The 12410-nt window shown below is 59.9% G+C and carries 11 protein-coding genes; 4 read left to right on the top strand and 7 right to left on the bottom strand.

Annotated features, from left to right (window positions below):
• Nucleotides 1–1050: 1050 nt before the first annotated feature.
• From MUG98_RS10755 to MUG98_RS10750, 3 genes are all read left to right on the top strand, one after another.
• Nucleotides 1051–1866 carry an enoyl-CoA hydratase/isomerase family protein gene (locus tag MUG98_RS10755; protein ID WP_265112117.1) on the top strand — a complete coding sequence of 272 codons (816 nt, stop codon included), beginning with the start codon at nt 1051–1053 and terminating at the stop codon, nt 1864–1866.
• 91 nt (nt 1867–1957) lie between these two features.
• Nucleotides 1958–2359, top strand: coding sequence for an MFS transporter (locus tag MUG98_RS25535; protein ID WP_425601087.1), 402 nt, complete (start codon nt 1958–1960; stop codon nt 2357–2359).
• 181 nt (nt 2360–2540) lie between these two features.
• On the top strand, nt 2541–3020 hold the full coding sequence (locus tag MUG98_RS10750; protein ID WP_265112116.1) for a PaaI family thioesterase: 480 nt from the start codon (nt 2541–2543) through the stop codon (nt 3018–3020).
• Nucleotides 3021–3117: 97 nt separating this feature from the next.
• On the opposite strand, the gene MUG98_RS10745 is transcribed toward MUG98_RS10750, so the two are convergent.
• From MUG98_RS10745 to MUG98_RS10735, 3 genes are all read right to left on the bottom strand, one after another.
• A complete protein-coding gene (locus MUG98_RS10745; RefSeq protein WP_265112115.1) occupies nt 3118–4341 on the bottom strand; it encodes a class I adenylate-forming enzyme family protein in 1224 nt (407 codons plus the stop codon).
• Nucleotides 4342–4458: 117 nt separating this feature from the next.
• Nucleotides 4459–5559 carry an Ldh family oxidoreductase gene (locus MUG98_RS10740; RefSeq protein WP_265112114.1) on the bottom strand — a complete coding sequence of 367 codons (1101 nt, stop codon included), beginning with the start codon at nt 5557–5559 and terminating at the stop codon, nt 4459–4461.
• Between the two features lie 2 nt (nt 5560–5561).
• Nucleotides 5562–5948, bottom strand: a complete 387-nt coding sequence (locus MUG98_RS10735) for an aminotransferase class III-fold pyridoxal phosphate-dependent enzyme (RefSeq protein ID WP_265112113.1) — start codon at nt 5946–5948, stop codon at nt 5562–5564.
• An 881-nt stretch (nt 5949–6829) separates the two neighbouring features.
• On the opposite strand from MUG98_RS10735, the gene MUG98_RS10730 reads away from it, so the two are divergent.
• On the top strand, nt 6830–8509 hold the full coding sequence (locus tag MUG98_RS10730; RefSeq protein WP_265112112.1) for a class I adenylate-forming enzyme family protein: 1680 nt from the start codon (nt 6830–6832) through the stop codon (nt 8507–8509).
• A 35-nt stretch (nt 8510–8544) separates the two neighbouring features.
• Here the strand turns inward: MUG98_RS10730 and MUG98_RS10725 are convergent, their stop codons facing one another.
• The 4 genes from MUG98_RS10725 to MUG98_RS10710 all read right to left on the bottom strand — a co-directional run bounded on the left by MUG98_RS10725 (nt 8545) and on the right by MUG98_RS10710 (nt 12073).
• Entirely contained in the window at nt 8545–9456 is a 912-nt protein-coding gene (locus tag MUG98_RS10725; RefSeq protein ID WP_265112111.1) for an NAD(P)/FAD-dependent oxidoreductase, read from the bottom strand.
• Nucleotides 9453–10562 carry a hypothetical protein gene (locus tag MUG98_RS10720; protein WP_265112110.1) on the bottom strand — a complete coding sequence of 370 codons (1110 nt, stop codon included), beginning with the start codon at nt 10560–10562 and terminating at the stop codon, nt 9453–9455. The genes MUG98_RS10725 and MUG98_RS10720 overlap by 4 nt, the downstream gene beginning before the upstream one ends.
• 2 nt (nt 10563–10564) lie before the next feature.
• Nucleotides 10565–11128: a UGSC family (seleno)protein gene (locus MUG98_RS10715; protein WP_265112109.1), complete on the bottom strand. Its 564-nt coding sequence runs from the start codon at nt 11126–11128 to the stop codon at nt 10565–10567.
• 189 nt (nt 11129–11317) lie between these two features.
• The gene (locus MUG98_RS10710) at nt 11318–12073 is read right to left on the bottom strand and encodes an SDR family NAD(P)-dependent oxidoreductase (RefSeq protein ID WP_265112444.1); all 756 of its coding nucleotides are present in this window, start codon (nt 12071–12073) and stop codon (nt 11318–11320) included.
• Nucleotides 12074–12410 lie beyond the last annotated feature (337 nt).

The following is a 12410-nucleotide window of genomic DNA, read 5'->3' as shown; positions in this document are numbered from 1 at the left end:
TGTTACGATGCTACCTCCTATGCGATAATGTTGGATGATACCACTTTACACACTATGTGCGGTTCGTTCGCATATATCGGACAATTTAGTCACAACTATCGTATTCTGTGTGCGGGTAAATCCCACTTGACCGTGGTACGAGGCCTCGTCCGTTGCGTTTCGGCATACCGGAATGAATGTTGGTAGCTATGTACGTGTTATCATTTACCATCATTCGTATAGGTGACGCGAAATCGTTTCAACGTACACATATCCGGGGCCACGGAACCAATTCGAACGTCGATCGATCGACGGAACAGGTAACGGGACAGCGCCGTCTTCAGTCGAGTACACGCCTGTTCGTGTGTGAGCGTGCCGTCACCGTGCTGGTTTCGCCGAGTGAGTCGCTCACGGAATAGCCGGACGGACCAGAACAGAACCGTGTCGGAGCGGCACACCGACTGCCGACGCCGGCTACGCCGTCGAACGAACGATGTGACGGTGAGCGATCGACCGTTCTGGAGGCCGCATTTAGTACTCGATTTCCCGCTCTTGAGGGGCACAGACCGAGCCGGTGGCATAGAGACCATCGATCGGCAAATCGTTCCTTTCCAGGACCGGCCTCCCCTGCGGTGACCGCGGCGGCGAGCCCGCCCACACCCGATCCGCCGACAACGACGTCGAATTCAGCGGCTGGTTCGGTCATGTACAAAAATGGATGGGCAGCACACACCTGAAACGTTCTATTCTTACGAATGACAATGATTGATAACAGGGTCCTCAAAGCCCCGATGGCAGACCGACTCGTCACCAACTCCGCCGTCACCGAGGCTAAACCGATCGAGTGATGTCGGTACTACGATCTCGAAACGAGAAAGCTGAACGCCAGCTAGGGCCACATCATTTAGGAAGAGGCCAGGGCCAACCGTGTACTCCACGGGTGAGCGAAACACTTAATCGGTCAACGGCACCCACAACGAGTATGCACCGATTGACGACGCGACCAACGAACACAGAGACTGTGGAATCGACGCGCCCGCCCGCGAGCCGAACCCGAGGGGGAGCCGACTGATGAGCGCCGACCTCGAGACCGTCGCAGCCGGCTTGGAAACGATCACCATCGAGTTCGACGCACCGGTCGACCATTGCTTGACCGTGGTATTCGACCGGCCCGAAGCACGAAACGCGATGAACCAACAGCTGCGCGACGAGTTCGCCGAGCTCGCCGAAACGATCAAGAAGTCGGACGTCCGCGTCATTGTCCTCACCGGTTCGGATGACTCGAAATCCTTCGTTGCCGGTGCGGATGTCTCCGACTTACAGGACCGACCTCCGCTCGAACAGCGCCAGCAGAGTGCGGGGACGCGCATCTACGATCGCGTCGAGGCCCTCCCGCAACCCGTCGTCGCCCGGATTAACGGGTTCGCTTTCGGCGGTGGCTGTGAGCTGGCGATGGCTTGTGACGTCCGCGTCGCACATGAAGACGCATTACTCGGGCTTCCGGAGGTAGGCCTCGGACTCATTCCCGGCGGTGGCGGTACTCAGCGATTGCCGCGACTGGTCGGGCAGGGACAGGCCATGCGGTTAATCCTCACCGGCGATCCCGTCCCGGCCACCGAGGCGAAAGAACTCGGGCTCGTCGACGTCGTCAGCGACCCCGACGATCTCGATAAGGCAGTGGGTGAGCTGGCGTCGTCCATGGCTGAGAACAGTCCAGTCGCTCTTCGACTCGCCAAACGAGCGGTCCAGGCGAGCGGTCAGCTCGGAATCGAGGATGGCATCGAGTACGAGACGGAACTGTTCACTCAGGCGCTCGGGTCCAAAGACAGTACCGAAGGGATCGCTGCGTTCCTTGAAGACCGGGAACCGAAGTGGGAAGGAAGGTAACGGGTTCGACAAGCCTGAGCTGGTTGTAGTCCGATCGACCAGCGAACAGCCACGTCGACTCGTGAACTGATAGCGGAGCCAACTGCGTCGGGTGACCGAATTACAAGTCCTTTCGATACCCGAGATATTGCTGACCGTCCTGTTCGCTGCCTACGCTGTTGGGCAGTTTCCCAGCGGCATCCTCACAGACCGTGTCGGCGAACAGACCACACTGGTGGTCAGTCTCGTTACGACGAGTATCGCCATAGTCGTGCTCCTGAGTGGAGAGCCGCGTGCGCTCCTGTTAGGGGTGACCGGCGTATTCGGGTTTGGAGCTGGACTCTATGCGATCGCTCGCTTCACGGTGCTTGGGCGCGTCTATACTGATGCCTTCGGAACAGCCGGCTGTCATACGTCATACCTATCACACCGCTACGTGCGTCACATTTCCACCCATCCACTAACGGGACAACGAGCAATCGAGAAGCTGAATAGATTTATTACCGATGGGTAGATAGAGAGTTACCAATGGAAGCTACACCCGACAGCGAGAGCAGCGTGCGTCGACGAGCGATTCGAACATCCGAACGGACGGGCAGTCCGAGTGGCCACGATCCCTCTCGTTCGAGACTAACCACCCAACCTACTCAACCGGACGCGTACGGACCGATGGACGAGTCCGGGAGCGTGCAACCATGACGGATGGTAGTCGAGACGATGAGACGACAATCGGGTACACCCCTCGTGGGTCGAACATCGTCGAAAAACTGAACGAGTACGCGCGAGACCACAAGTTCATCGCCGAGCTCGGCGCAACCGTCGATTCCTACGAAGACGGGACGGTACGTATGTCCGTGCCGTACAACGAGAAGTTCAAGAATCCGGGGATGGGGGGTCCCGTCCACGGCGGCGTTCTTCTATCAGTACTCGATACGGTAATGGGCTTTACCCTGATGGCGACCGCCGGCGAGGACGGTCGCACGTCGACTGGGCCGACAATCTCGTTAACGACCAACTTCCTGACTGCGAGCTCGGAACCGCTCGAAGCAGTTGGAGAACTCGTTCGGATGGGACAGTCGACCGCGGTGATCGACGGTACCCTGATCGGTCGCGAGTCCGGAGAACGGATCGCGACGGCACAGGGCGTCTGGCGAGTCTACCGGGAGCGGGAGTGACCTCGGTGCAGCGATCGGGATCCGCCGTACTGGTCAGACGGGTTGGCCCACTCGCCGGAACGACGCGTAACTTCCGACGTGATCGTGACTGGAGCGCTCAGACCTCCCTGATGCGTTCGTCGGGGTCGAGGTTCCACGCTTGGACGTCCTCGCGGACGATTTTCCCCGTTTCCGACCGGGGGAGCACGTCAGGCGTGACGACGTTGACGTAGTGAGGGAGTTTGTAGTTCGCGAAGCGTTCTTCGACCGCGGCGAGCAGATCCTCGGCATCCAGTTCGTCTGGTTCGTGTGTTGCGACGACGGCGCGGGGAACCTCACCCCACTTCTCGTCCGGGACACGAACGACGATCGCCTCCTCAACGAGTCCGTTCTCGAGCAACACGTCTTCGATCTCCGCTGGATAGATGTTCTCTCCACCGGATTTGATGAGGTACTTGCGCCGATTGACAAAACTATAGGTACCGTCGTCGTTGTGCTCGAAGATATCTCCCGTCCGAAACCAGCCGTCCTCGAAGTCCGCTCGATTGGCCTCCGGGTTCTTGAAGTAGCCGCTACAGACGACTGGTCTGCGGACGGCGAGTTCGCCGTGGCCCTCGTCCTCGTTCCAGTCTTCATCGATCAGTTTGAGGTCGACCCATGACGACTCGACCTTCGCCAACTCTTCCGGACCGGGGCGGACATCGAACGGTACAACGTTGGCGGCGCTGAGTACGTTGCTGACCTCCATCGCTCCGTAGGAGTTCTTGAAGGGCATGTCGAACAGTTCGGTGACTTGCTCGACCTTCTTGAGATCGATCAAATGGACGAGCGCACCGATATTACGGATCTCCCGGAACGTGTTGAGGTCAACATTGTGTTCGTCCATAGACTCGAGTAACTGTCCGACCACACCGAAAAGTAGGACGAACCAGCCGATGCCACCGTCCTCCTGGAGGATCTCGACGATTCGCGCGGTCTCGAATCCGTCGATCGGATAGTAAATGCCACCGACGGACGCTATCGTCGGAAGCCAGTTGGCGGAGACGATGTGGAACAGTGGCGTCCAGGAGAGTTGACAGTCACCCGACTGCACGTCGAAATCTACGACGTAGTTGTCACCGCGAGCGATCCAGGCGCGGTGGCTAATCACGACTCCCTTCAGCAGGCCGGTCGTCCCCGAGGTGTAGAACACGAGGAGACCTTGTTCGGGGTCGACCTCGTGGTCCGGAAGAGGTTCGGCGGCGTCGCCTGATTCCACCAGTGCCTCGAAGGCGACGGTGCCCTCGGTGCCGTCAAGCGCCCCGTCACCGCCATCGAGCCCCAGATTGTAATTGCGGTCCATAGCTGCTATAGACGAGCGGCCACGAGACCGAAAATGTAGTTGGTTCGAACATCCTTCGTTATCGCTGACCGAAACCGGGTCGAAGTATCCAGTAGACCGACTTATCTCGTCAGGTGGTCACCACGAGCTCACGTCGTCGGTGTGGTCGGTGTCTGCCTCGTCGGGGACCGCACCGGCTGCCGCTTCGATCGGTTCTGGGACCTCAACCCCGTGGTCGCGGGCGAGGACGACAAGCGAGGAGAGGACCGACGGCTCCACGGCGATCCCCTCCCGTTTGGAGCGCTTGAGGCGTCGATGGGCGCCCTCGCCGGGGAGCCTGACCTCATCGCTCCGGAGGTGAGTTGCGACGGCATTGACACGGTCCTCGAACTCTTCCAGGGGGCCGAACCGCGACGGATCTAGAAACATCATACACGCTGCGTTCCCGAACCAGTCGGGGTTGCGTTCGCCAACGACGTGGCCCCCGACGAGCGCCGCGAACAACTCAACGGCGACCGACAGCCCGTATCCCTTGTGCCCGGTCTCTCGACCACCGAGCGGAAGCAAAGCTCCCTCGCCGTGCATGAACGCCGCGGGATCGGTCACTGGGTCGCCTGAGGCCGTCGTTGTCCAGGCGTCCCGGAGATTCCTGCCGACCAGATGACGATTCCGGACCACGCTCCCGGAGACCTGGCTCGTGGCGACATCAACGACGATGTCGAACGGGAGCGCCTCGAATGTCGGGATGCCAACGGCCAGCGGGTTGGTCGAGAGCTTCCGCTTGTGGCCGCCGAAGGGTGCCGTATTCTGTGCTCCACCACCGGCATTCGCGAACATGAGGAACGCCAGTCCCTCGGCAGTCGCACGCTCGGCCCACTCACCGAGGCGGCCAAGGTGGGTTCCGTCCCGAATTCCGACGGCGGCAATGCCATGGTCTCGGGCGACGGCGACGCCGTGGGCCGTCGCCGTCCTGCCGGTGAGGGCGCCGAAGGCGCTGTTCCCCTCGACCACAGTGATCGCATCGTCGCCAGTACCGTCCGGCTCCGCGCAGGGATCTATCGCGTCGTCAGCGACCATCTCGGCGTAGAGCGGGAGCAAACCGACGCCATGGGTGCCCGGCGTGCGAGCGTCGGCGGCGACTAGCGAATCCGCCACCGCTGTCGCAGTCGACGACGGAGCACCCAGGGACTCGACGGCATCACAGGCAAGCGCATGCAGGGGTTCGCGTTCGACTCGCATGCTCACGGGGCAACCGCACGGAGTGCCTCCCCCGCCGCATCGAGGGTCTCTTGGACATGGTCGTCGGTGAGGCTCGCGTTGAGCAGGTTCGCGCAGGGGAACCGGGGAACCGCCATGATGTCGCGTTTGCCGATGGCTTCCATCACCGCACGGTTCACGTCCTCGTCGGCGTGTCCGAGGATGATCGGACCCCACCCGTTGAGGTAGTCGACGTATCGATTGCCGTCGGCGTCGAACAGTTCTGCCCCCGAAGCACGCTCAAAACAGATTGGGTAGCCCGATCTGGTCTCCATCATCTGCGTTCGCGATGTCGAGTTGATTCCCCCCGGAATCACCCGTTTGGCACGGTCGACGGTCGACACGGAGCGGGAGTGGTCCTGACGGTGCATGATAGGTACAGTCACCCGTTTCGGTAATAGTTCTTGTGACGGGTTCTGACGGCGTATTTAGCAGTAGCAAGCAGGATTATTTAGCGATCAAACACAATTCTCCGAGCGGGTCAGGCCTACCAGCGAATGGCAGACGAAGACGGGCAGCTGTCCGCTACAGTCCGCGATTGTTGGGTAACCCGTATGGTCGGTCCGATCGCGACCATTGTCACGACGGCTACGCGTAACTTTCGACTATCGGGGTATAGGCGTTGGTGCCCCGAAAGTGGACTGGCAGGATACAGCCGCTGTCCGCTACGGTCCATGTTGGGTTGATACTTGGAAGTGCCACTAACTACAACCGGCGGTACGACGACCATGTGCAACTGCGATACGTCGATCTATAGTGGTTCTGGTGATACTGGGACACCACGGTTCGAGTGAAAGCTAGCTACAGATGACGCGGGCGTCGCCATACCCACGAACTTCGGTGTCGATCGCAGAACTTCTCGTAGAAAGTCGCAGGTGGCCAGTCGAGACTTCCCAGTCGACATCGTCGCTTCCACAGTCGGGACAGCAACCCAGTCGGTGATAGGGGCGTCAGTTATCATGCTCACCTGCGCCTCTCGGCACGCCGCAAAACACTCCCCGTCCGGTACTCCGGGTCCGTAAATCCATGACCGATGTAACCGCCGCAGCACTGGTAGCGTGTCTCCTGCGGTTCCGGGCCACGATCGGTCGATGGATTGACGTCGATGCCTATCTGTCAGAGGATCGTGTGGCACGGAATCGCTAATCTGTCCAATGCCAGTTTGGATGTCGACACGCTTCAATTAGTCATCGATGAAACGGTGCTGATTGGCATCAGAACGGCTAAATGTGAGAGATTCTAGCTTGGATGTATGACCGCGAACTTCGATCTGGGTATCGACGGGACCGCCAGGTTCGTCGACCGATCGGCACAGTTCAGCGTGGCCGACCAGTTGCGGAAGACAGCGCGGACGGATCCGGACCGCCAAGCGATCGTCGATCTCAAGCGGGAACGCTCGGTCACGTACGCTGAACTCGACGAGCGGACGGATCGGCTCGCGTCGTCGTTGCTCGACCTCGGCGTCGAATTCGAGGTAGGTTCGGTCGCCATCGTGGCCGAGAACCGCCTCGAAACCATTGAACTGGCACACGCTTGCGCAAAGGTCGGCGCCCTGCTCGCGCCGCTGAACTGGCGGCTGGAACGCGACGAACTCGTCCACTGCGCCGATCTCATCGAGCCGGATATCCTCGTCGTCTCCGATCGGTTCCGCGAGAAGGTCGACTGGATCGTTGAGGACGGAGTCGCCGATCCGCTGATCGTGGACTACGATAGTGACGATGAGTCCGGCGGAGTGGCCGAGTCCGATCGAGACGACGACCGTTCCTTCGAGTTGCTGCGCGAGAATGGCGATCCAGACGAGGCCCGATTGGAACGGATTGTCGACCCGGAGCAGGGATTCGCCGTCATCAACACATCGGGAACGACCGGCCTCCCCAAGGGCGCGGTCGTCAGCCACCGGGCAGAGTTGGCGCGATCGAACCAAGTGGCCCAGGACTTCGGCCTCGAGCGTGGCGACAACTACGTCGGCTGGGGCCCGATCTTTCACATGGGTGGGCTCGACTGGATCGTCACGATGGCCGCCCTGGGCGGCACCTACTACGTCGTCGACGGCTTCGAACCGGAGGCGATCCTCGACTCGCTGACCGACTCCGAACGGCCGATCGCCTGGCTCTTTTTGGTGCCTGGCATGATCGAACCGCTGTGCGATCACATTGAGGACACCGACCTTGACGCGACCGATCTGCCGCCGATCCGGACAATGGGGGCCCTAGCTGATATACTCGATCCCGCGCTCGTCGCCCGAGTGACGACGCTGTTCGACACTCCGTTTCAGAACACCTACGGCTCGACGGAGGCTGGTCACGCCACCTCGGGAAACCAGCTCCCGATCGGGGTCGAGCCGGACGACGAACTGCTCAGGAAACGGGAAAGTCCGAACTGCGCCATCGACCTCGACATAGACGGGTACGGCGGAGACAACCGCGGCGAGATGCTGGTCAGGGGACCGTCGTTGTTCAGTGGCTACCTCGACAATTCGGAGGCTAACCGCGAGGCGTTTGAAGACGGCTGGTACCACACTGGCGACGTCTTCGAGCGACACGACGACGGCACGTACAGCTATCTCAACCGGACGAAGTACCTGATCAAATCGGGTGGGGAAAACATCTACCCCGCCGAACTCGAGGAGGTTCTCGAGTCCCACGACCGGGTCGCTAAGGCCGTGGTGGTCAAGACTGACGACCCGACTTGGGGGGAGGTTCCACGAGCGCTGGTGGGTGTTGAGGACACCCTCGACGGTGACGAGGACCGCGATACGCTCCGAAAAGAGTTGCTCGGACTGTGTGAGGGGCGCCTCGCTCGCTACAAACTTCCCCACTACATCGAGTTCGTCGATCCCGATCGGTTCCCTATCTCGGGTACTGGAAAGGTCGCCAGGCCCGAGATCGAGGAGTGGCCACGAAGCGAAGACGCGCGGGTACGGGGCGAGTAGCCGGTCCACGACCGATCGCCGTCGGCCGTCGACATCTACCGCGTTCGTTCCACGTACGACACGGCCGAGTGCGCCGCCGTGGTACCGTCGCCGATCGCGGCAGCGACAGTTCGCGGCGACGACTGGCGAACGTCGCCGGCGGCGAAGATCCCCGACGTGTCGGTCTCGAGTCCCGCGTCGACGACGACCTCTCCACGGTCGGTCAGCGAGACGACGTCCGAGAAGGCGTCGGTGGCGGGATCGATTCCCTGCTGAACGTAGAGGCCGCCAACGGACTCGGCGTACTCGCGCCCGTCGTCGCGATCGACCAGCTGGAGTCGTTTGAGGACGTCCTCACCCTGGATCTCGGTGATTTCCGTTCGAGTTCGAACGTCGACCGTCGGGTTGTCGACAAGCCGATCGCGAAGGGGGTCGCCAGCGTCGAGGCGGTCGCCCGGCTCGATCAGGACCACGCGATCGGCGTGATTCGTCAGAAAGAGGGCGTCGGTCGCAGCCCAGTCTGAACTGCCGGCGACGGCGACGGTCTTGCCTGCGTACAGCGGCCCGTCACACGTCGCACAGCGGAAGACGCCGCGGCCGGTGAATGTCTCTTCGCCGGGGACGCCGAGGGACGTCGGGACGCCGCCGGTCGCCAGGACGACGCTTCGGGACCGGTACTCCGCGCCGGTCGTCGTTACCCGGAACGGATCGTCGTCGTAGACCCGCTCGACGGTACCGAGCGTGATCGACCCGCCAGCCGCCCGGAACTGCTCGACGAACGTCGATCGTAACTCGGTTCCGGAAACCGGCGGGTGACCCGGCAGGTTCTCGATGGTGTTCCTGTTGACGAGTTCGCCACCGACGCTCTCGGCTTCGAGAACCGTCGTCTCGAGCCCTGCGCGGTTGGCGGACAGACCGGCCGAGAGTCCGGCCGGCCCGGCGCCGACGACGAGGACGTCCACCATCATCTTGGCCCTTTCCAGCCCACGCCCCAGTCCCGGTCGAGTTCGGGACCGTACCGTTCGACGAGCGACTCCCAATTGTCCGGCAGGGAGATTCGCTTCGTGGTGGGACCCCCCATCGTCGGGCCGATGATCGCGTTGAATCGGCCGCTCCCCCCCGCGACGAACAGGTTGATCCGGTCGGGGTCGTCGAACTGCCGGACCGAGATCGGCGGGAGCGTCCCACCGTCGGGATCATCTCCGATTCCGAGCCCCGACTCGCGGGCCGGGTTCCGGGCGTTCTCGTAGATGTACGACTTGATCTCTGACTTACTGTAGTCTTCCAGTTCCCCCGCGTTGTATGGACAGAGTCCGTAGAACACCTCTGTCTGGAACCCTTCAAAGCGCTCGTTTGCGGTTTCGGTCTTCATTCCGGTCATCCCAGGTGGCGTGTTGTGGATCAGGTTCGCGAGGACGCCCTCGGGACTGATCCGGCGTGGTAACGTCTGGAGGTAGCTGTTCGGGGCAGCGAAGGTGATCGTGCTCTCGTTGGCGTCGTATCCACGTTCGACGTGGAGAGGATCCCAGGGACTTTCCTCCTCGTTCTCGCCGGCAAGGAGACTGAACTTGAACGGGGAGCCTAGCGTTGACATCTCCTTTTCGCCGGGGTGGATGCGCGCACAGTTCTTGTAGATGAGGCCAAGTGCACGGGCGACGGTCCGGTTCGTCCGAAAGCCGGGACCAAACGCGGCGGTTCCGCAGTTGACGTCAAGAACTTCCTTGATGGGGCCGTTGAGGAGGAACAAGTAGGCCCACGAACCCGTACTTACTGAGGCCTGAATTGCGTTCGACTTCGGGTCCACGAGGGCCTCCGCACCAGCGAGCAGGACCGGCATATGAATCGGGAGACAGCCAGCCATCACACCGTTCACAGCGACGGTTTCGACCGTCAAAGATCCCTCTCTGGTTCCTAACGTCCCGAGTTCAGTTTCGGGGGGACGGTCAGTTCCTTCAAGCATACGTTCGACCCGTTCCTCGGATGGCGGAACGACCGGCAGTCCGTCGGTCGCCCCCCGTTCGTAGAGTTCAGCTGTCGTCGCTTCGATCGAGGTATCGCGATCGTCCACGGGCATCGTCACCGATCCCCGTCGCCCAATTCCTCCTCGGTTCGAGGCGTGGTCAACCGGGCGACCAGTTCGTCGATATCCTCGTCGGTGATTCGCTCACGGACCCGTTCGATATCCGTCACCTCGGAGTACTCTGGGACCGAGTGCTGTCGCAAGGGCCGCCCCAGGTCCCGCGAGTTCATCTCCCAGTCGAGCGCGAAGCCGCTATCGATCAACCCGACCGCTGGCGTCCCGGATCGTTCAATCGCATTGACCCCGTAGACGAGGAACTTCGTACAGGAACCGCAGTCACCGATCGCCCCGATACAGGCGTCAGTCTCATCGTCGGCCCACGATCCGATTTGGTCGAGCACATCGTCGTTTTTCAATCGGTTGAGGTGCTCGACGGCGTAGGTCACGATCTCGACATCCGGGTATCGGTCCTGTAGGCGCTCGCCGATCACTGCCAGTGCGGGTTCGGCAGCTGGTTTTCCATTGTCGAACAGGCCGATTCGGGCATTCTCAAGGCTCTCTAACCGGGGCGAGATGGGCTTTTGGCCCACGTCTTCAGTTTCAGCCACTGGATCGAACATAGACATTCACACGCACTTTTAACGTTTAATCGTTTGGGTCACACATGGGGCCGTGTTGTAGAATTGTATCAGGCAGTAAAGTTTTGATACTATACCATCAATTGTTTTATTTATATGATTCAAATAATTTGATAACAAAGAACCATACTATTTATTTAAAAATAAAAACGCCATTCCGGTTGTCTTCGATCAGGCGAGATGCCCGCCTTCAACCGGGAGGGTAGCCCCGGTCACTCGGGATGAGAGGTCTGACCCGAGGAAAAGTACGGCGTTCGCGATCTCCTCAGGTTGGGCTAGACCCGGCATAGGTTCCATTGCGAGGAACTCTTCCTCTTGACCGGGGTCCTCCTCAAGAACGCGGCTAATCATCTCAGTTTCGACGATTCCCGGAGCTACAGCATTACATCGAATTCCTTCTTCGGCATACTCGTTTGCAACAGTCTTTGTCATGAGGCTCACCCCTGCTTTCGTAGCTCCGTATACGGAGTACGTCGGGATTCCTCGAAACCCTCCGATGGAAGACGTGCTGATTATCGATCCGCCGCCATCTTCAATCATCGCTGAAATCCCAAACTTCATCCCGAGCCAGACCCCCTTCAAGTTCACATCAACAACATCGTCGAATCCTTCTACGGGCTGATCAGCCAATTTGGCCACATTGCCCTCAATTCCGGCGTTGTTATAAAGGACGTCCAATCCGCCGTATTCGTCGACGGCGGTTTGGATCATCGCCTCCACATCGTCCGGGTCGGCTACGTTGGTCTCGACAAAGGTAGCAGTTCCACCTGCTTCCCTGATATCCGCGACCGTTTCTTCGCCGCCTTCGACATCAATGTCAGCAACGACGACATTCGCCCCGTGTTCCGCGAATACTTTCGCTGTCGCTTGCCCGATTCCCGATGCAGCACCTGTGATAATCGTGGATTTCTCCTCTACAAGTCCCATGGCTTTTGACACCACATCAGTCGTCTTCTCCCACCTAATTATAATTTTCTGTCGGAACGGGGATATCAATTCCTATATTTTTATATTATTTATATTATAAAAATATATGTTACTAATACTTAAATTAAATCGATTTAATCATCAGTGGACCTGTCTCGGTGACAGCTGGACCAGTGATTGGATGTCCGGAAAATCCAAAGACCCGAATGTAGTCGCGAACACCATCGTCTGGCTGTGCTTGGATGAAGCCTCATTCTTACTGAGAACACGTATCCGGTTGACAGTGGATATATGACGCACTGAGGGCACTCAGACAGAAGATGGTTCGATTTTGAGA

Origin of the sequence: Halosolutus halophilus, from assembly GCF_022869805.1 — an archaeon.
Taxonomy (GTDB): Archaea; Halobacteriota; Halobacteria; order Halobacteriales; family Natrialbaceae; genus Halosolutus; species Halosolutus halophilus.
This window is presented reverse-complemented; position numbering and strand designations above follow the sequence as displayed.